At 60.1% G+C, this 19,678-nt stretch carries 19 protein-coding genes; 7 read left to right on the forward strand and 12 right to left on the reverse strand.

Annotated features, from left to right (window positions below):
• Window positions 1-2 precede the first annotated feature (2 nt).
• Window positions 3-479 carry a Dabb family protein gene (locus Pan181_RS26470; protein WP_231943742.1) on the forward strand — a complete coding sequence of 159 codons (477 nt, stop codon included), beginning with the start codon at window positions 3-5 and terminating at the stop codon, window positions 477-479.
• 36 nt (window positions 480-515) lie between these two features.
• Here Pan181_RS26470 and Pan181_RS03700 read toward each other — a convergent pair whose 3' ends face one another.
• Complete coding sequence (locus Pan181_RS03700) at window positions 516-1,787, reverse strand: molybdopterin-binding domain-containing protein (RefSeq protein ID WP_145245543.1); 1,272 nt, start codon at window positions 1,785-1,787, stop codon at window positions 516-518.
• A gap of 383 nt (window positions 1,788-2,170) precedes the next feature.
• Between Pan181_RS03700 and Pan181_RS03705 the strand changes: the two genes are divergently transcribed.
• Complete coding sequence (locus Pan181_RS03705; RefSeq protein WP_145245544.1) at window positions 2,171-2,461, forward strand: RNA recognition motif domain-containing protein; 291 nt, start codon at window positions 2,171-2,173, stop codon at window positions 2,459-2,461.
• Window positions 2,462-2,676: 215 nt separating this feature from the next.
• Window positions 2,677-4,872 (forward strand): alpha-glucan family phosphorylase, encoded by a 2,196-nt coding sequence (gene glgP / locus Pan181_RS03710; protein WP_145245545.1) that lies wholly within the window; start codon window positions 2,677-2,679, stop codon window positions 4,870-4,872.
• A gap of 169 nt (window positions 4,873-5,041) precedes the next feature.
• Here glgP and Pan181_RS03715 read toward each other — a convergent pair whose 3' ends face one another.
• The 4 genes from Pan181_RS03715 to Pan181_RS03730 form a co-directional block, all read right to left on the reverse strand.
• The gene (locus tag Pan181_RS03715; protein ID WP_145245546.1) at window positions 5,042-5,470 is read right to left on the reverse strand and encodes a VOC family protein; all 429 of its coding nucleotides are present in this window, start codon (window positions 5,468-5,470) and stop codon (window positions 5,042-5,044) included.
• A 2-nt stretch (window positions 5,471-5,472) separates the two neighbouring features.
• Window positions 5,473-6,204, reverse strand: coding sequence for a deoxyribonuclease V (gene nfi / locus Pan181_RS03720; RefSeq protein ID WP_145245547.1), 732 nt, complete (start codon window positions 6,202-6,204; stop codon window positions 5,473-5,475).
• Window positions 6,205-6,206: 2 nt separating this feature from the next.
• Entirely contained in the window at window positions 6,207-7,358 is a 1,152-nt protein-coding gene (locus Pan181_RS03725; protein ID WP_145245548.1) for a glycosyltransferase, read from the reverse strand.
• Between the two features lie 104 nt (window positions 7,359-7,462).
• Window positions 7,463-8,587 (reverse strand): c-type cytochrome domain-containing protein, encoded by a 1,125-nt coding sequence (locus tag Pan181_RS03730; RefSeq protein ID WP_145245549.1) that lies wholly within the window; start codon window positions 8,585-8,587, stop codon window positions 7,463-7,465.
• Between the two features lie 178 nt (window positions 8,588-8,765).
• Here Pan181_RS03730 and Pan181_RS03735 point away from each other — a divergent pair, with 178 nt between their 5' ends.
• Complete coding sequence (locus Pan181_RS03735) at window positions 8,766-10,541, forward strand: DUF885 domain-containing protein (protein WP_145245550.1); 1,776 nt, start codon at window positions 8,766-8,768, stop codon at window positions 10,539-10,541.
• A 32-nt stretch (window positions 10,542-10,573) separates the two neighbouring features.
• Here the strand turns inward: Pan181_RS03735 and Pan181_RS03740 are convergent, their stop codons facing one another.
• Window positions 10,574-11,323, reverse strand: coding sequence for a sulfite exporter TauE/SafE family protein (locus Pan181_RS03740; RefSeq protein ID WP_145245551.1), 750 nt, complete (start codon window positions 11,321-11,323; stop codon window positions 10,574-10,576).
• A gap of 103 nt (window positions 11,324-11,426) precedes the next feature.
• Entirely contained in the window at window positions 11,427-11,909 is a 483-nt protein-coding gene (locus tag Pan181_RS03745; protein WP_145245552.1) for a hypothetical protein, read from the reverse strand.
• A 114-nt stretch (window positions 11,910-12,023) separates the two neighbouring features.
• On the opposite strand from Pan181_RS03745, the gene Pan181_RS03750 reads away from it, so the two are divergent.
• Complete coding sequence (locus Pan181_RS03750) at window positions 12,024-13,301, forward strand: glycosyltransferase (RefSeq protein ID WP_145245553.1); 1,278 nt, start codon at window positions 12,024-12,026, stop codon at window positions 13,299-13,301.
• Here Pan181_RS03750 and Pan181_RS03755 read toward each other — a convergent pair.
• Window positions 13,298-13,990: a tetratricopeptide repeat protein gene (locus Pan181_RS03755; protein ID WP_197528884.1), complete on the reverse strand. Its 693-nt coding sequence runs from the start codon at window positions 13,988-13,990 to the stop codon at window positions 13,298-13,300. The genes Pan181_RS03750 and Pan181_RS03755 overlap by 4 nt on opposite strands.
• A gap of 431 nt (window positions 13,991-14,421) precedes the next feature.
• Here Pan181_RS03755 and Pan181_RS26850 point away from each other — a divergent pair, with 431 nt between their 5' ends.
• Entirely contained in the window at window positions 14,422-14,991 is a 570-nt protein-coding gene (locus Pan181_RS26850) for a hypothetical protein (RefSeq protein WP_315861137.1), read from the forward strand.
• A 149-nt stretch (window positions 14,992-15,140) separates the two neighbouring features.
• On the opposite strand, the gene Pan181_RS25885 is transcribed toward Pan181_RS26850, so the two are convergent.
• Genes Pan181_RS25885 through Pan181_RS03770 form a run of 3 tightly spaced genes read right to left on the reverse strand, consistent with a single transcriptional unit; the run spans window position 15,141 to window position 16,596 of the window.
• Entirely contained in the window at window positions 15,141-15,293 is a 153-nt protein-coding gene (locus Pan181_RS25885) for a hypothetical protein (protein ID WP_197528885.1), read from the reverse strand.
• 30 nt (window positions 15,294-15,323) lie between these two features.
• Window positions 15,324-16,004: a hypothetical protein gene (locus Pan181_RS03765; RefSeq protein ID WP_145245555.1), complete on the reverse strand. Its 681-nt coding sequence runs from the start codon at window positions 16,002-16,004 to the stop codon at window positions 15,324-15,326.
• Window positions 15,958-16,596, reverse strand: coding sequence for an RNA polymerase sigma factor (locus tag Pan181_RS03770; RefSeq protein ID WP_197528886.1), 639 nt, complete (start codon window positions 16,594-16,596; stop codon window positions 15,958-15,960). Before Pan181_RS03770 ends, Pan181_RS03765 begins: the two co-directional genes overlap by 47 nt.
• 705 nt (window positions 16,597-17,301) lie before the next feature.
• On the opposite strand from Pan181_RS03770, the gene Pan181_RS03775 reads away from it, so the two are divergent.
• Window positions 17,302-18,009, forward strand: a complete 708-nt coding sequence (locus Pan181_RS03775) for a cytidylate kinase-like family protein (protein ID WP_145245556.1) — start codon at window positions 17,302-17,304, stop codon at window positions 18,007-18,009.
• A gap of 137 nt (window positions 18,010-18,146) precedes the next feature.
• Here the strand turns inward: Pan181_RS03775 and Pan181_RS03780 are convergent, their stop codons facing one another.
• Window positions 18,147-19,154, reverse strand: coding sequence for a DUF1559 family PulG-like putative transporter (locus Pan181_RS03780; protein ID WP_145245557.1), 1,008 nt, complete (start codon window positions 19,152-19,154; stop codon window positions 18,147-18,149).
• Window positions 19,155-19,678: the final 524 nt, after the last annotated feature.

Raw genomic sequence — 19,678 nt, forward strand, 5'->3', positions numbered from 1 at the left:
CGATGAGTACTCGATATCTGACCGCCACTCTCGCTGCGGGGTGTCTGCTGGCGACCATCGTTTTGGCCCAAGACCAATCCGATTCGACCGCGACTTCCGAACCAGCATCGAGCGAATCTGCCCAGGCCGACGCTTCCGAGCCGACTGCTGAGGCCAAAACGCCCGAGAAGAAAGAGTCGATGGTCCGACATCTGGTACTCCTCAAATTCAAGGCAAATGCTACCGACAAACAGATTGCCACGGTCGAAAAGGCCTTTGCTGGGCTGTCGACCAAGATCGACCTGGTCGAGGACCTGGAGTGGGGTACCGATAACAGCCCCGAAGGCCTGGCCCAAGGCTTTACCCATTGCTTTATGCTGACCTTCAAGAGCGCGAAGGACCGCGATGCCTACCTTCCGCATCCGGCCCATAAGGAGTTTGTCGAGGTGCTGAAGCCCCATTTGGACGAAGCCCTGGTGATCGACTACTCGCCGAAGTAATCATGCCCCCCCCATGTGGGGTGCAATCTCCGCGGCTTAGCTTCTCGCGGCCAGATTGGTAGCAATCGCCCGCAGCACCGCCTCGCACGTTGGCGAATCGGTGTCCCACGCTGCTCGCAGCGGTAGCATCATGCCATCGCTGCGCTGGGTGGTTCCTGCACATTCGACTCCCGGGCGGGCGACGCGTATCGCCACCTCGGCTGCCTTGAGCGTTGCCGTCGGCTGCCAGTCGAGTGCTATCATTGGCAGCGCAGCAAGCGCTTCGGCCGCAGAACTATCGAGTTGCGATGGCAAGTCGCTAGCCACCACGAGCACCGTGTCGGCCTCACCGCGGGCGAGCATTCGTCGGGTAGTCCATTCGTCCGGCCCGAAACTCGGCACCCGCTGGGCGAAGTTCACCGCGAGCGGAAATCCAGTTTGCCAGGCCAGCACGCTGGCGGCACCGCTGCTGTTGCCTGCGCTTCCAGCGGGTAATGCGACCCACCTTGTTGTCGCGGTGAGTTCGGCGACGAGCCGAGCGACCTCGATCACCGATTCGCGACTAGCCCCCAGTTCTCCCGCATGCACCACCGCGCCGTAGCGGGCGGACTTCATCTGGTTCGCGAGGTCTTGCCAAACGTCGAGCGAGACCCCGGTTTGCTCGACGACAGCCTCGGCGTCGAGTTCGACCCCACTTACGATCGCGCGGAGCACCAGCAGCGATTCGAACGAGGAGTTCGGCTTGATCAGAATGGCGTGGCTGGCCTTCTCCGATTCTTCACACAACTCGCTCCCCACCCACACGAGTGTTCGTTGTTCGGGCGTGTCGATCCAGGGACTCGTGCACTTGTCGAGATAGCGTTCGTGATACCGCGGGTGGGTTGCGGTGAGATTCGCCTGCCAGACGACTACCATGTCGGCCCGCTGCGCGACCTCGCCAATCGTTGCGGTCACTGCTCCGGCGGTTTGCAGTGCGAGCATCGCGGCCGCATCGCCGGCCGATGTGGTCCAGTCAATGCAAGCTCCCAATGCATCAGCTAGCGCCGTGGCTTCGCGAATCGCCTCGATGGTTGCCTGCTTGAGCCCAGTAACCAGCGGCAGCTTCGCTTCGTCGAGCAGTTGAGCCGCGTGATGCACGGCTTGCTCTAACGTTGCGGGCTGTCCGCGAATCGTCGCCGGCGGCAGAGTGTCGCCCTCCGTGGCAAACCATCGCTGGCCCAGTTCGCAGGCGTTATCCGTACGCATGACGTGCGCCTGCGTGTCGATCTGCAGTTGAATATCGTCGCAGGTCGAACCACACGCGGTACAAGTTGTAAGTGTGTTAGCCATGCTAAATAGTTTAGCCAAACGGAGTTGCGCAGCCATGGTGCGCGATCCGCACTAACGGGGGGGGAACGTATGCCAGTTGCTCGCTGTGTTTTTCCATGCTAGCACGCTTGCCCGAGTTGTGGTCGCAGCGTAGTGGAGCAACGGATTTGCTTTTGGATAAATGGGTGCGAATATTTTCTTTTCTGGGAACAAAAATATGGACCTTCGTACAAATCTGGTAAGCTGATGGTGCGCTCGCGCTGCTCAAGCAACGTTCGATTTAGAACAAACTCCAGGCGTACGATGACCAACGTTCGGTTGCGTGAGTGGCAAACCCCGTATCGGCGACGAGGCCATTTGCTCGTGGCAGGCGGCTCGTTGCAAAAACCGTCTTGGAGTATCTGATGAAGATTTACGTCGGCAACCTTTCCTACAGCACGACGCAGGCCACGCTCGAAGAACACTTCGGCAATTATGGCCAAGTGGAAGAAGTGGCTATCATTAACGATCGCGAAACAGGCCGCCCGCGCGGCTTTGCCTTTGTAACCATGGCTAACCATGACGAAGGCTCACAAGCCATCGAGGCGATGAACGGCGCCGAGCTGGATGGACGCACGCTTACGGTCAACGAAGCACGCCCGAAACCAGCCGGACCTCGCCGGGGTGGTGGGGGAGGAGGCGGTGGTCGCTGGTAGACCACTGCTAACCCCAAGTGCGTAGATTGCCCAACTTGGGGAAATAGATTGCCGATCGCGTCATGCCGCACCCGATGGGGGTAGAAAGCGGCGTCGCATTAACCGCGCAAAACGCTATAATGCGGCGTTTAGTGGCGGGAGATGTGCGCACCTCGTGCGTGCTCCGAGCATCACATGCAGGCTACGTAAGTACCTTTAAGGATAATGAGACAGTCATGAGTCAAGTCGACGATGCCTCTACGGCGGCCATGGAACGGGTAAACTGGACGGAAACATCGCCACAGACCCTCTACAACAAACTACAAACCCTGGCGGGCAACCTTTGGTGGAGCTGGCACCCGGAAGTGCTGAGCCTGTTCCGCGATCTCGACCCCGTCCGCTGGCGGCAGTTGGATCACAACCCCATCGCCTTGCTGGCAGAGATGTCGCCGGAAGTGGTGGCCAAACGGGCCGGCGAAATGGTGATGTACACTCGCATCAACCAAGCGCATCGCCGGTTGAAAGACTACCTGGACGACATGCACTCCACCTGGGGTGGTCAGAATGCTGGGGTCCTCGGCTCGAAGCCAGTCGCCTACTTCTCGGCCGAGTTCGGTATTCACGAATCGGTACCTATTTACTCCGGTGGTCTCGGCGTGTTGTCCGGCGACCATATCAAGAGTGCTAGCGGCTTGGGCGTTCCCCTCGTGGCCATTGGTTTGTTCTACGACCAAGGTTACTTCAAGCAGCACCTCGATAGCGATGGCTATCAGCAGCAGGAGTACCTGAACACGAAGGTCGAAAACCTGCCGATGGAAGCGGCCACCGGCCCCGATGGCAAGCCGATTACCGTGTCGATCGATACCCGCGATGGTCGTTTGCTGGCCAAGGTGTGGTTGATGCACGTCGGTCGTGTTCGCCTGTACTTGCTCGACTGCGACGTCGAAGGCAACAGCCCGCAGGATCGCGAACTGACCGCCCGCCTGTATGGTGGTGATCGTCGCACCCGTATCCGTCAGGAACTCGTGCTTGGCGTCGGTGGGGTGAAGGCCCTGCGTTCGTTGGGCATCACACCTGGTTGCTTCCACTTGAACGAAGGCCACAGCGCGTTTGCTCCGCTGGAAGTCATTCGCGCTCGCATGGAAGAAGATGGGCTGGGCTTCGACGACGCACTGCGTGAAGTCGCCCAGCACACCGTGTTCACCACGCACACCCCGGTTCCCGCTGGCCACGACCGCTTCGATCCGGGCCTGGTGGAAGAGCACCTTGGCCCGCTTCGCGACCAGCTCGGTATTTCGCACGAGCAGCTCATGGGGCTCGGCCGCGTGGAACCACAGAACGAGCACGAGTCGTTCTGCATGACCGTGATCGGCCTCAAGCTTTCGCGTCGGGCGAATGCGGTAAGCTCGCTGCACGGCTATGTTTCGCGTCGCATGTGGGCCCACCTGTGGCCCTGGCGCGTTGAGGAAGAGATTCCGATCGGCCACATCACCAACGGCGTGCACGTGCCGAGCTGGATTGCTCATCCCATGCAGCAATTGTTCGAGCGCCAACTCGGTGCTTCGTGGCGTTTGCAGCTCGAGGAGCCCTCGGTCTGGGGTAAGGTTTACGCGATCGATCCAGGCGAGTTGTGGGAAACCCACCACGCGCTGAAGAGCCGCTTGCTCGAGTTCGTTCGTCGCCGGTTGAGCCGTCAGTGCCGTCGCCGCAACGAGGACGAAGCCTCGATCGAAGCCGCCCGTTCGGCGCTCGATCCGAGTGCGTTGACCATCGGCTTTGCTCGCCGGTTTGCGACCTACAAGCGGGCGGACCTGTTCCTCCGCAAGTTGGACGAAATCGCCGAATTGATCAACGATCCCCAGCGCCCGGTGCAGTTCATCTTCAGCGGTAAGGCTCACCCCGCCGACGAAGGTGGTAAGAGCTTCATCAAGAAGATCGCCAACCTGCGTCGCGATCCGCGGTTCGCGGGTCGGGTAGTGTTTATTGAAGACTACGACATCAACGTCGCCCGTCACTTGGTGCAGGGTGTCGATGTTTGGTTGAATAACCCCCGCCGTCCGCTCGAAGCCTCTGGCACCAGCGGTATGAAGGTGGTGCTCAACGGTGGTCTGAACTGCTCGATCCTCGACGGTTGGTGGGCCGAGGCCTTCAACGGCCGCAATGGTTTTGCCATTGGCAACGGAACGCAGCACGTCGACGATGGCATTACCGACGAACGCGACGCCGAAAACCTGTTTAGGGTGCTTTCGGAAGAGGTGGTTCCAACGTTCTACCATCGCGATGCCGATGGACTGCCGAGCCAGTGGATTCAGATGATGATCGAATCGATCGCCACTTTGGCTTCTCGGTTTAGCTCGCACCGCATGGTGGTCGACTACGTTCGCCACTCCTACGTGCCCGCTGCTGGTGGTCTCAGTAGCCAAATGCCGTAAGACGCATTTGGCCGACAAGCAAAGCAATCACGAGCCGCCGAGGCAACCTGTTTCGGCGGCTCGTTTGCTGCGCGGGGCTAAGGCGTTTTCAAAGGTGCAATTCCGATGATTGGGTTAGCAACCGCGGGCTAAACGGCCGCCACGGTGGCACATGGATTTGCCCCTTGCCCTAGTCGGGCAGTTGCATCCGCCCTTGCTCGTCGAGTTCCACAAACGGATTGTGAGCGACTTCCCACAGATGGCCATCCGGGTCGGCAAAGTACCCTGAGTAGCCTCCCCAGAACACCTTTTGGGGAGCTTTCACGGCCGACGCACCGCACTCCACCGCATGGGCGAACGCCGCATCTACGTCCGCTTCGCTGGCGAAGTTCATCGCCATTGCAACGCCGTCGAAGCCGGCTCCATCGTTCGCAACGGTCGCGTCGTCGGCCAGGGCTTGGCGATCATACAAGCCAAGCACCGCGGTGCCGGAGTGAAAGAAGACCACGCTATCATTCGACGAAGACGAAGCCCGCCAGCCAAGTTTCTCGTAAAACGCCTTCGACTCGGCAATGTCGGCCACGCCGAGCGTGATCATCGATAGTCGTGCTGCATTCATCTTTAAGTCCTTTTGGATTGTCGCTTCCAGTCACGTTGAAGTTCGTCGAGCGTTTTGCCCGCGGCGCATTGGTGGGCGCGGCGGGTTGGTTCCGGCAGTCGGTAGCCATCGCAGCAGTGGAGCACATGGTCGATCGCGGTCGGGGTGTCCATGCGATGGCCGGCCGAGATGTACAGCGGCTTCACGCGGTCGCGGGTGCGTACCACCGCGCCGATGATTTCGCTGGGGCTCACCGAGAGGTCGACCAGGTCGGTGTAGCCACCGGCCGGATCGGCTGGTTCGTCGTGCGTGCCGATGAAGCGCGTCTTCGCACAACCGATGGTCGCCAGGTTCAGCACGATGCCCAGATGCGAGGCAAGCCCTAATCGCCGTGGGTGGGCGTAGCCCTGGCCATCCACTAGCACCAGGTCGGGCTTATGCACAAGCTTCGCAAAGGCCAGGAGCAGCACCGGCACTTCGCGAAACGACAGCAGTCCAGGCACGTAGGGAAAAGGCGATGGCATTTCGGCCGTCGCGACTTCGAGTGGTTCGAGAGTCTCGTAGTCGAACACGACGACCGCGGCCCGCGAAGTCGCCTCGCGCCATGGGCCACGGCTCACACTCACGTCGACCCCTGCAACGAGTTTCGGCAATCGGCTCGCAGGTCGGAGCACGACCCGCTTGCGGAGTTTGTTCTGCAGAGCACGAGCTTGCTGGGGGGTAAGGTCCCACGGGTGCTCGAGGTTCGGCTTCATGGCTACCGACCTTCGGGTTGGTGGTCCATCGCATCGCTATAAAGCTTTTTGTACTGTTCGACCACGCGCTCCGCGTCGAGCCAATCGGCGATGTACTGCCGGCCGCGGAGCCCTCGCTCAACCAGCGCCGGGAGGTCGGCTACCAGCGTTGCGATCTGGTCGGCAAAGGCCTCGGGGTGGGGCTCGACGATCACCCCGCCAGCGGCCTCGATCTCGGGCCAGATGTCGACCCCCTTGGTCGTCACTACCGGAGTGCCGCAGACGAGCGACTCGGGCAGCACCAGGCCGAAGTTCTCCTGATGGGTCGGCAGCACAAACAAGTCGGCCGCTTCGTACAGTGACAATTTCACGTCGCCAGTCACAAGACCCAGGAAGTGGCAGCGGTCTGCAATGCCCAGCGATTCGGCCAACGCTTGCAGTTCGGCCACATAGGCTTCGTCGCCCGGGCCAGCGATGTTCACCTGCAACGCGACCCCTTGCTGCGTGGCCAGCGCGGCAGCTCGCAGCAGCGTGTCGACCCCCTTCTTCGGATGCACACGGCTGAGGAACAGCAGCTGGGCGTCGCCATTCGTGAGCGAGGGATACGCCTGTCGGGCTGGTTCGGGCCCTGGTAGCAATTCTGGCGATGGCATGTCGACCAGCAACGGCAGCACGACCGAAGTACCCTGCGGATACCATTTGCGGGCCTGCTGCTCCTCGCCAGAGGCTGTGCAGTGCACTCGATACGCCCCTTCGAGCATCCGTCGCCCGAGGAGCCAATGGAACACTTTTTTCTTCAAAGCCTTCTGAGCGGTGCACCAATCGTCGAGCATGCCGTGCAGGCTCACCACGTAAGGCACTTGTCGGCGTCGCAACTGCCGCGCGAGGGTAATGTTACGGGGATCCCAGATCGTGTGCAGGTGAGCCACCGTGGCCGACTCCAACGCTTGTTGGAACTTACCAGGCTCCTCGGCGATGTGAACCACCTGCGGAGCCCCTGGGCGATCGTGCCAGGCCTCGGGAACATCCTGTGCGTTATAAGTAGCGAGCGTTACCTGGCAGTCGTGCAGCGAAAGCACGTTGCATAAGTCGAGCACGCAACGCACCACGCCACCCTCGGCCAGGTCGATTGCGTCCATGTAGTGCAGTACACGAAGAGGTGGTTGTTGCGACATCGATGCCGTTGCTTAGAGCGTTTTCAAAGTTACTATGTCGGCTACTTGCTGGTGTACCACGGGAAAAACGTCCGTCACGTCAGAACATGGAGGTGCAACTTGCACTAGGGAGCCTGCGTCGGAGTGCCCTCGGTTGCGGGCTTGGCGATGGCTTCCAGTTCTTTCTTGATTTCAGCAGCCCGCTCGCTAGCCGCTTGGTTTTCGGTTTTTGCCGCTTGCAAGGCTTGTTCGGCCTCGGTGATGGCTGCGGCCGAATCAGCCACCTGCTTCTCGACTCGCGTTAGTTCGGCGTTCAGCCGCTCGCGAACCACACCAGGGTGATTCCAGCCAAGGTTCACTTTCAGCCCCGGAATCGCTTGCTCCAGGCCTTTAGTGGCTTCGTAACTCACGTGGGTTTGCCACAAGTATAGCTTCCGCAAACTCGGTATCGACTTCAGCGATTTGATCGCTTGATCGGTAACCTGCGTGGAATGCAAGTTTAAGTAGTTCAGATACTGCATCGCTGCCAGCGAAGGGATAGCCGCATCGCTAATGGCGGTCTTCTCCAGGTGCAGCGTGTCGACGTTAGTGAATTTTTCTAGCGACTCGCAGCAGCCATCGGTGATGGCGGTACCCGATAGGTCGAGCTCCACGATCTGTGGAGCCAGCGGCAGCAGGGCGGCGACCGTCTCGTCGGATACTTGGTCGCGAGTCGAGGGGAAGCTCACCCGCAGTTCGTTGCTCGACGCATACAACGGCAGCACCAACGCGCCGGTCGCTTCGGCAGCGGCAATCGCTTCCGGCGTGGCCGCCGATACTTCCGGGCGCTCGACCGGAGCAGCCGGCGTCGCCATCTCGGCCGCTGGCTCGGTAGCGGCCGCCGAGGTGTAGCTCGCCCCTTCGGTGATCCACTGTTTCACCAGCGCGATTTGCTTTTCCGACAAGGGATCGCCCCCTTTAGGCATCCGCTTGGGATTGTCGGCTGGCAGCACCAATCGCTCGTACAATTCGCTCTCGTCGGGCTTGCCAGCGGTCAACAGGTCGCTGTGGGCTTCGCTCGACTCGGCAATCGCTTCGGCGGTATGCAGCCGCACCCGCCCGAGCCCTTTCGACTCGCCATGGCAGCTATAGCAGTGATCCTTGAAGATCGGTTCGATCTGAGTCGCGTAGTCGATGGTCGACTCGCCGCGTACGGAAGGGGCAACGGTCGCGACCAGGAAACCAGCAATCAGCAATGTGGCAGTACGCATGGATCAACCTCCAAGCCGAGGGACAAAATGCAATTCAATAGGCAAATCGGTGTCCCCCACAGTGTAACTCCCGACGAGTCGCGACTCCAGCAGAACACGACTGGCTGACTAGCGACCGATCGGGTGCTAAAATACCGACTCGCCCGCCTGTTTCCCATCTGTGAGGAGTTCGAAGCCTATGTTTGCGCCCCGTCTTTGCCACCTGGGAGTGTTTTTCGTCATGATGCTTTCGGCCAACGTAAGTCTGGGAGACGACCCCGCGACTCAGTTGCAAACGCTGATCGACGAGGTGTGGAACGATCGGCTTGAGGAGTCGCCGATGATGGCGACCTACGTGGGCGATCATCGGGCGAACGACCGCTTGGACTCGGTCCGCCCCGAGGACTTCGCCCGGCGAGCCGAAAAGGCCAGTGCGTTTCTCGAGCGACTCGAGGCGATCGACCGTTCGGCACTCGAATCCGGCGACCGGGCGAATCAACTGATGCTGCGTCGCGAACTCAAGGAGTCGCTGGCCGAGTATCGCTTCAAATCCTACTTGATGCCGATCAACAATCGATCTGGTTTTCACATCGAGTTTCCTGATATGCGAAACTTGATTCCGTTGGAGACAACCAAGGACTTCGAGAACTACATCGCCCGACTCGAAGACTTCAGTCGCTACACCGACGAGAACATCGCCCTCATGCGCGAGGGCATTCGCCTAGGTTACACGATGCCGGCGATCATCATGGAAGGAAGCCAGGAGTCGGTCTCGGCTCACGTGGTTAGCGATCCGACGCAAAGCCTGATGTACGAACCATTCGCGGAGTTGCCCTCTACGGTGCCGGCCAGCGAGCACGAGCGTTTGCAGCAGGCAGCCAAACAAGCGATTGCTACTAGCATTGTGCCCGCCTACAAGCGGCTGCTCGAGTTCATGAATACCGAGTACCTGCCGAATTGCCGCGAGAACATTGCCGCCCGCATGCTGCCGGACGGGGCCGAGTACTATCGCTACTGCGTGGGCAAGTTCACGACCCTCGACGAACTCACCCCCGAGCAGGTACACGCCCAGGGGCTGGCCGAAGTGGCACGTATTCGCAAAGAGATGGAAGCAGTGGTTCGCCAAACCGGTTTCGAAGGGAGCCTGGCAGAGTTCATCGAGCATCTCCGCAACGAACCAAAGTTCTACGCCGAGACTCCCAAGGAACTTTTGAAGGAATGCGGGCTGGTTTGCAAGCGAATCGATGGCGAGCTACCCAAGTTGTTCAGCCGGCTTCCTCGCACCCCCTACGGCCTGAAGCCGATTCCCGACTACATCGCTCCGAAGACCACGGCCGCCTACTACCAACCGTTGGCGGGCGATGGCACCCGCGCCGGCGTGTACTACTTGAACACATACGATTTGCCGAGTCGTCCGCTCTACATGCTCGAAGCCCTCACACTGCACGAAGCGGTGCCAGGCCATCACCTGCAGATCGGCCTGCAATACGAGCTGGACAATCTGCCCGAGTTTCGTAAGTTCAGCAACTTCACGGTGTTCGTCGAAGGCTGGGCATTGTACGCCGAGCGGTTGGGGCTCGAAGTCGGCTTCTACGAAGATCCTTACAGTGACTTCGGGCGGCTCTCGATGGAGATCTGGCGAGCTTGCCGCCTGGTGGTCGACACCGGCATGCACTACCAAGGCTGGACTCGTCAGCAGGCGATCGACTACATGAGCGAAAACACCGGACTGTCGATGCTCGACATTCGCTCCGAGGTCGATCGGTACATCGGTTGGCCCGGCCAGGCGCTCGCTTACAAAATCGGCGAGCTTCGCATTACCGCGCTACGGAAAGAAGCCGAGGAGCAACTGCAGGAGAAGTTCGACATCCGTGGGTTCCACGCGGTGGTGCTCGAGAGCGGTGCGGTGCCGCTCGACGTGCTGGAAGAGAACGTCGGCAACTGGATCGAGCAAGAAAAGCTCGAAGCGAAGTAGCCCGATCGACCGAGGATGTCCCTCGCTGGTGGCTAGTAGCTCAGCAAGGTCTTCACCAGAATCACCAAGGCTGATAGCCCCGCGACCGCGAGCACCGCTGGCCGAATGTTGCGTTTGTCGAGTGCCCTGGCGGTGTAGTGCGATATGCCAAAGCCGATCAGGATGCCAGGCATCAGCAGCATGGCTAGCTGGATGTCTTTCCAGCCAAACTTGCCGACCGCGGCAAGCGACAGCATCGACATCGTCGAACCGACCGCAAAGATGGCGGAAAGCGTGCCTCGGATGTGGGTGCCTTTCTGCGACTGATAGATGATGGCCATCGCCGGGCCGCCAATCGCGCTAATCGTATTGCTGATGCCTGCGATGCCGCTGGCGATCGCCAGATTGCGATGGTTAAACTTCACCTTCAGGCCCGCAAAGTTCAGGCTGATCACTAGCAGGACTGCGGTGCTGAACAGCAGGCTGAATGTCTTGGCATCAACGACGCTCACCACGTAGGCGGTCGGAATGGTGGTGATTAACCGACTGACCGACGAGATGGCGACTTCGGTTTTTACCACCGACCGATGCTCGCGAATCAGGATCATGATGGTCAGCATCGTCACGCAGAACATCAGCGGGCAGGGAGCCAGCCGCGGCTCGACAATCAGCAAGATCGGCGACGAAATCATCGCCAGCCCGAAACCCACCGAGCCTTGAACCGTAGCACCAATGGTGGTTGCCAGCACGGCAATCAACAGGGTCGCTAGGGGAATATCGAACAACTGCACAGCGTGGGCCAATCAGCAGGGGAGGGGCAGGGGGAGGGCAAACATCAGCGGCGGGAGACTACGATTTTCGTCTGCCAGCTGGTGCTCGTCAAACCTGCACTCGGATCCCCGACGGTTAATCTTCGTCGGATTCCTGACGATGCCGCGCCTGATTGCGGCGGTACAATTCGTCGCGTTTGGCTTCCCACTCGCGGCGATGTTGGTTCTCCTTCCAGGTGATCCAACCGTAGGCCGAGGCCAGCACACCAAACACGACCACAATCAAAATCGGCAGCCAACCACCCAGTAGCAGGCGGCCAAAGATGATGGTGATGGCGACAACGGTCATCGCGATCAGCAGGTGCTTAGTGCCGAACTGGAACTTGAAGTCGCGCAGCTGGGCTTCGATGTCCTCCATCGAAACCGAGGTGTCTTCGCGGTACAGCTCGTCGACATCCACGGCCATCGACGCCCGTTCCATCGCTTCGGCTGCCCGCTGTTTCTCGCCAGCAATCACTGCCTCGTCGGGCGGCATCAGTTCGTAGTCGTCCTCATTGTCGGCTTCGGGATCCTTGCCACGATAGAAGGTTTCGCGATCGAATTCGTCGTCTAACGGCATGACTGAAAGGCTCGTGGGAGTCGTGGGTGATATCTTTACGGAGTCGGAATCCTAGCGCCTAATTGGGGGGAACGCAATCTGCCAATATCCACCGATCACGCTCCTCCGACGACCATGCACTTTATTTTAACTGCAATCGGCAGCTACGGCGACGTGCATCCTTTTGTCGGCCTGGGGCAGCGGCTCCGCGAGCGGGGCCACCGCGTGCAGGTGCTGACGAACCCCTATTTTTCCGAGGTTGTCGAGTCCGCCGGGCTGGAGCTGCTGCCGATGCTCACGGCCGATGACTACCGCCAGTTGATCGACCACGCCCAGATCTGGCATCCCATTCGTGGGGTTCCGTACCTGTTTCGTAACGCGGTGGTCGAGACGATGCGGGGGATGTTCGGCTTGCTCGAACAGCACTTCGTCGCCGGCGAGACCATCTTGGTCGCCCACCCGCTCGATGTGGCCAGCCGGTTGTTTCGCGAGCGGTACCAAACCCCAGTGGCACTCGCGACCCTCGCCCCACAGGCGCTCTGGAGCCGACATCAACCGCCAAAGCTAGGAGCATTGCCAGTGGGGCCCGGGTGGCCGCGTTGGTGGAACGAGTTTCAGTTCTGGGCAGGCACTCGGCTGTTTCTCGATCCCGTGCTCAAGCAACCGATCAGCGTGTTCCGCAAAGAGCTAGGGTTACCGGCGGTTGCCCGATTATTCCCGGGGTGGTGGTTCTCGTCCGATTTGAATCTCTGTTTGTTCCCCGACTGGTTTGGCCCGGTGCAACCCGACTGGCCCCGGCCGGTCGAGCCGGTGGGGTTCCCACTGTGGGATGGCAGCGAGGTGGGTGCGCTGGCAGATGAAGTCGAGCAGTTTCTCGGTGCCGGTGAGCCACCGGTTCTGTTTACGCCGGGAACGGCCAACAAGTACGCGGCCGACTACTTTACGACCGCGGTCGAAGCCTGTCAGCAACTTGGCCGGCGAGCCATGCTGCTTACCAAGTTTGCCGAGCAAGTGCCGAGCAACCTGCCGGATACTGTCGGGCACTTTTCGTTTGTACCATTGCTGCCGCTGCTGCCGAGAACCGCTGCGGTGGTGCATCACGGAGGTATCGGTACCAGCTCGCAGGTGCTGGCCGCTGGAGTGCCACAGCTCGTGCGGCCGATGGCCTTCGACCAGTACGACAACGCCCAACGATTGTGTAAGCTTGGTGTTGCCGAGCAGCTGAAGCCCAAGCGGTTTAGCGTCGACCGAGTCGTCGCCTCGCTCGCTCGTTTGACCAGCTCGACCGAGGTCGCCGAAGCGTGCCAGATGCATGCTGCCAGGTGCGACCGGCAAGGGCTGCACCGTGCGGCGGATTTGCTCGAAGCCCTCGGCGGCAAGTATCAAAATCTGCCAAACGGGCGCGAAGCCTAATAGCGAACCGTGGGTTGCCACATGTTATTGCTACCTAGCTGGGTAGCGGAGGTGCCGGTGCTGGTCGCGGTGGTGTTGCCAGTCGCTGCGTTCAGCGAAGCAACTCGCGCGGCGACTTCAGGCTGGAAGCGATTGATCTCCAACGATCGCGAGTAGTTGACCAGCGCCTGGGCGTAGTCGCCGGATTGGTCGCGTAGGCGGCCGAGGGCGGTTAATGCGCGGGCGTTGTTGGGATCCACGTTCAAGGCATCGATCAGCGTTGTCTTGGCTTCTTCGGCACGACCGGTTTCTTCGTACAGCCGGGCGAGTTCGATGCGGGCGTCGGGCAGCGAGGGATTCGCTTGCACCCAGCCGCTCAGCAAGCGGAACGAGGCATCCTGGCGGTTGGTTTCGCTCAGCAGCACGGCCAAGCCGCGGTAACATTCAGCGTGGTTCGGATCGTGTTCCAGGCACTTGTTGTATAGCGTTTCGGCCTGCTGCAGGTCGTTGGGCCGGTTGTACATGGTGCCCGACTTATGCAGCGAAGCGGCCAGGTTGTAGTAGCCGTTGGCCGATGTCGGGTCGTTGGCAATGGCTTCCTGGAACCGGATCGACGCCTGTTGGTAGTTGCCTTGCTGGTACAGTCGGACCCCTTCGGAGTTCAAGGCCTGGCTGTTCAGGTTATTGCAACCAGACAGCGCAGCAACCATGAGCAGGAGGGGGGTCGAAAGGGCGATCCTTCGCATCGACTTGGGGTACACTTCGTGGCCTCGTACGGGACGGGGGACGAGAGGCAATCCGCCAGCTTTTGGCGGGGGTTTTCTTGGGTCGGCATCCATACCGACACCACTTGCTCTAAGGGAGAGCGGCAAGACCCTACCAAGCCGTGCGATCCGACGCAATACGAACCTCACGGTATCGGTCATCCCGCACAGCTTGCGCTGCTAGCACACCCCGCAAAGGTGGCACGGTTGCGCAATCCGACGATCTTTCCCAGAAACTACATTTTTACCAGCTCCTTTGCCGATCCCCTATTTTAACACGGAGGTCAATTATTCAAACGGGCGCCCAGCGCCGACTCGCCATCGGCTGGCGTTCCCCCACCCCGCATCGTCCCCCGTTTCGACAGGAGACCTCCGTCGTGCCAACGTCTACGAAATCGAGCCAGAAGAAGACTGCATCCAAGTCCAGCACCGCCAAGAAGACGGCTCCCAAGCGGGCGTCGAGTGCTTCGACCGCTAAGAAACGGACCACTAAGAAGGCCGCTGCCAGCAAGAAGAAAGCCCCTGCTACCAAAAAGAAGGCCACGACTAAGAAGACCACTAAGAAAACCTCTACGGGTGAAGAACAAGTAACGATCGATCGCCGTCGGGGCGACCGTCGCGAAGGCGAGGTGGCCACCAAGAAGCCGCTCGAGCGTCGTCAAAAGGTGAACCGTCGTCGTCAAATTGATCCGACTACCTGCGAACGCGACTACAGCGATCAAGAAGTCGAATTCATGAACGCCCTCGACGACTACAAGCGTCGCAGCGGCCGGATGTTCCCCACCTGCAGCGAGGTGCTGGAAGTCATCCGCGGCCTGGGCTATGTGCAATTGTCGCCGGCTGAGCTGGCTGCTCGCACTCCGGCCGACGAGCCGAACACCGACACCGAAACCGAGGCCGCCAGCGAGCAGGACGAAATGCTGCTCGAAGCCGAACTCGTCGGTTAATCATCTATGTCGCGACGGGCGGGACCGCAATGGGGCAAGTGGTTCCGCTCGTCCTTTTTCTAATTCACGACTTCGTTGCCCCACGCGTTCAATGAGGGGCAGAGCTCATGCAGCGGCGTCAGGCGAACCAACTCGCAAGTATTCGCGGGTCACATCTCGCCATTCACAGCGGTCGAAAACAGCGGGGTGAGTCCACCGGGGCGTCGCCGGTGAAGCGGCGACGACGTCTGCGTACGACTCACCAACTGCTTGTTTCGCAACGATTCGGACTGGTGGTCGGCAACCTGATGGCGCCGCCCCATTTTCTCAAATCGCGCGGGTCGAAGAACCGACTACACTACGCCGTACGTCACGTTGCGGAATAGCAAACCGGTTTCGCCTTTCGGCGTGGCCGAATCGCTAGGCGATGGCAAAAAGTCCATCTCGGGCAACGAATTGGGAAGCGGCCAGCGGAACATCTGGCTGTCGCTCGGCGCTTCGGTCTCGGGGGTCGTCATGTTGCGATTGCTCAAACCAACCAGCGAAATCGAGGCGAGACCCTGACCGGTGCGAAACCACACCTCGCGGCCGGGAGCTTGCTCCACGGGGTACGACGTATGCGGTACCGCGTCGGCAATCATCGGCACGGCCGAAGGGTTGTTCGGCGGAGCCACCGGGGTGGTCGAGGGATCTTGGTTGAAGAGGATGGCTACCATCACGCTGGCAGCAATCGCCAGACTCGCCCAGCGATACCACGAGACACTCGTGTGCTGGTGCGGGGCGTAAGGCTCTCTAACTATAGTTTTGGTGGGCTGGGGGTCGGCCGCTATTTCGCTCATCACACGATCGGCCAGACTGATGTTCGACGAAGGCAACGGCTCGCAACGATCGGCAGCCAATGCCTGATACGCCGACGCCAACGTCGCACACTCGCCACAGCTGGCAAGGTGTTCGGTCAGGGCGGTGTCGTCTTCCACCTGTTGGCGATTATCCAAGAGCGTTTGCAGTCGCAGCTCGGCTTGGTCGCATCGCATGTTCATTCTCGCTGTGATCCACTCTCTCTACCACGCCGCGACGAATAAGTCGGGCGGCTACTTCTTGTCGGGTGCGGTGAATCCAAGTCTTCACCGTGCCCACGGGCACTTCCATGACCTCCGCAATCTCGGCATAAGCAAGCTGATCCTGATGGAACAGCTCGAACGCTTGTCGGTGTTCGCTACGAACCTGGGCCAGGGCCAAATCGACTTCCTCCACCAATTGTCCATGGTCTTGGTCGCCGGAGCCGCGAGCGGGAAGCTCTTCGGCCAGGATCTGTCCGTCGCACGCGACCGCCTTGCGTTTCGCGAGCGCCGTGCGACACCGATTTGCCGCAATCGCCAGCAACCAGGGACGCAACGGCCGCGAGCGGTCCCAGCTGGCCAGACTTCGCAGCGCCCGCAGGAACGTTTCCTGCGCCACGTCTTCTGCGTCGTGCCGACAGCCGAGCATCCGCTGGCAAACCCGAAGCACCATTTCCTCGTGACGTTCCACCAACGCACGCATGGCCGATTGCTCGCCGGAGAGTATCTCCAGGGCAAGCGCGCGATCCACGGCGTCGGAGTCGGTGTTGTCTCGATGTCTGGTCAAGGAAAGGCCTTGGCTGCTAGCTTCTGGAGAGGGATACCTAGGTTATTCGCCAGCGGTTTCACTTTCTTGTGGATTCGCCCAAGAAGGGGATCGCCGGCGGGTGGGAGTGTAGGGGAGCGATGGTGTTCGTACGCACCAAATCCCCCGTTTTCTCGGCCTTGGGTGGGTTTTTGCCCCCAGGGGGTGTGGGCTGGGGGCGGTTCGATGGCACTTAAGTGGTTGCCTGTTAACAGTTTCCGTTTTGCCCCCATTTTGGCAATATCGATTCGTGGGGGCAAAACCCGCCATGCTGCAAACAGCTAGCGGGGCGGCTGGTCGATCCCCCCCAAGCGGCGGGGGCCAGTCGGTTCGAGTCCAGTCGGTTCGATTTCATTTGTTCCGGTGGCAATAGGTTGTTCCGTGGGCCATGGCAGCCACTGGCCGCGCATCGCACCTCCCTATTAGAGCAACGCAGGTGGCCAAAATCTAGGAAAAAAGCGGCAACTTTGCGGCCTGTTCGCTCGCTCGATTCCGCCGCGGCTGGCACCTCCCGCTCGGGGTCAGTGAGCGGACTAGCACACCCGGTACCGGCCGCTCGAATGGCTGCTGCTCCGAATTGGTGGGAAATTCAAGATCCGATCGAACCAGCGGCGGGCACCGCAGGGCGGCATGCGAATTGCACCCTAAATTGCCGTCAGTCGACTTGCTGATGAAAGGAGACGTACCATGACTACGCAGGCAAATCGTCTTGGACAGAGTCTCGACCGGGCTTATCGACATTGGCGCGAACGTGGCTCTTTAACCCGCTCGGGCGAGCGGCACGATCCCACTAGGCTTACGATTGCCATCAGTCGCGAACGCGGCGCCGGCGGCGGAACCGTCGCTCGTTTGCTCGCTGAACGGCTCGACTGGCCGTTGTACGACCGAGAACTTCTGGAGCACATCGCCGAGCGTTCCGGTGTGCACGAGGACCAGCTCAACAAGCTGGACGAATCGAGGCCGGCCTGGTTCTCCGAGGTGCTGCAGTCGCTCGGCCCCGCCAAGCAGATGACTGCCGCCGGCTACGCAGCCTTGCTGCACGAGCTACTTTGCGCGTTGTACATGCAAGGCAACTGCATCGTGCTCGGCCGCGGAGCCGCCCAGATTTTGCCACTCGAACGCACCATTCGCGTGCGGTTGATCGCCCCCTACGAGTACCGGGTGGAGCGCGTGCTCGAAACGCTGGTCACCCGTCAGGCGGCCGAACGGCACGTGCACGACTCGGATCGCGACCGGCGGTTGTTCGTGAAGGAGTACTTCCACAAAGACGTCAACAACTGCCACGACTACGACCTGACCATCGACACTTCACGAGTCGACGCGGTGACTTGCTGCGAACTCATCGAACTTGCCATGGTCGGCCGCACCGCCGCAGCGCGTAAAGCGGCGGAGTGAGAGCGGAACCAGGCAGCAAAGGAAGAGATACGCAAAACCATCCAGCAGTCGACCGAAGTAGGCGGTTTACCCACGTGGTAAGCTTCGGTTGACTGTTCTTTTTTGCAGCTTCCCTTCGAATGACAAGGCCGTTCCGCTCAGTAGTCGGAGCCATCGAGTACGATGTTGCGATAGGGAGAGTTCGATTTGCGGTCGTTGGGAGTCATCAACGCGCGAAGCACTTTGTAGTCGATTTTCTCCTGTAGGAACTGAGCCCGCCCGCTGGCGAAGGTCACGTTGACTCCGCCGGGATGATTGCTGGAGGGGCGTGCGTCGGCTTCCATCATCAGTTGGTACGAGTGCGTCGACGAACTGCTGGACCGCAGTGGGGTAGCGTCGTGTCGCTTGCAGTCCTCGATACCTCCCGGGCAGGGAGCGTTGTCGCTATTGATGTATCGCCCGGTGTTGTCGGCTGGGTACCAATGGAACACGGGGTTCCAGAGTCGATCTTTCCGTTTCCCCACGAAGTCGCCATCGATGAGATTGTCGACATCATAGTTCGCATTGAACCCACCCCAGCCGACGTAGTCGAACCGCGAGGCGTCGAGATTCTCCGACAGACTCAAGGTGGAGTCGCGGCCGTCGAACCAGTGCCCTTCGAGCATCGAAAGCTTTGAGTTCATCGCCTGATTCAAGAATGGTCCATTCGACGGCGACTGGTCGAGGATCGAACCGGTCATGCCAGCGTTGCAAACGATGCTGGTCGAAGCCTCGGAACGTTGCTTGGTGTCTTCGCTAGGGCAGAGGAAGAGTGCGACGTACTTGTCGGGGCGTTCCCCTCCGTTGTAGGCATCGCTCAGTTGCGTTTGCTCGAGGTCTTCGAGCAGCACAACCGACCAGGTGACGAAGAACTCGCCAGCCAAGCTGTTCAAGCGGTCTTTCGGCAACGGTTCGACCGCACCAGGCCAGCGCCGCATCCGCTCGTCGAAACTAAGGGTGGCGATGCCGAGCTGACGCATGTTGTTCAGGCATTGCGCCTTGCGTCCCGACTCGCGAGCAGCCGAAACCGCCGGCAACAGCAGCGCGGCCAGCACTCCGATGATCGCAATCACGACAAGAAGTTCAACCAGCGTAAACGCACGACGAGACTCCGTAGGCCGAGCCATTGTTCCCCTGCTCCTGTTAGTAGTAGTGAGAGTCGATCCTTTGTGTTGGAACTCACGCACGGATAAGTTCGCGATCGTCCACGGAGCTTATTCCATGGCAGAAGAGAAATTATCGCGAACAGTAAATGTGGTGGTTTAGTACTAGTGACGTGTGTGGTGAGATGGCAGGGGGGATAGGCAAGTGAGCGAGGGGAGCGGGCTCCTCCGCGGGGGAGTGGCTCCGGGCAGATAGGGCCAGATGGATGAGAGGCGTTGCGAGAAGGGGGAACGGAAAAAATTTTGTGTCGTCCTAGCTGTCGACCATCTGGATTACACAGCCAAGCCAGCCGTGGCTAGATCCCGGTGATTAGCGTATTGCTGCTTTGAATCTCCTGTTGTCAAGCTTTTTGTGGGGACCCGTGGCGAGGAAAAACGAACTGCTTTTTGCTGGAAATGGCTTGCCGGGCAATTACGCTAAGAAGTAGGTATTGCCCCATTGTGCGGTGGCGACCCTGTGTTTGCCCTCTAATTCGTTGAACCGGAAG

The organism is Aeoliella mucimassa, assembly GCF_007748035.1.
GTDB classification, from domain to species: Bacteria; Planctomycetota; Planctomycetia; order Pirellulales; family Lacipirellulaceae; genus Aeoliella; species Aeoliella mucimassa.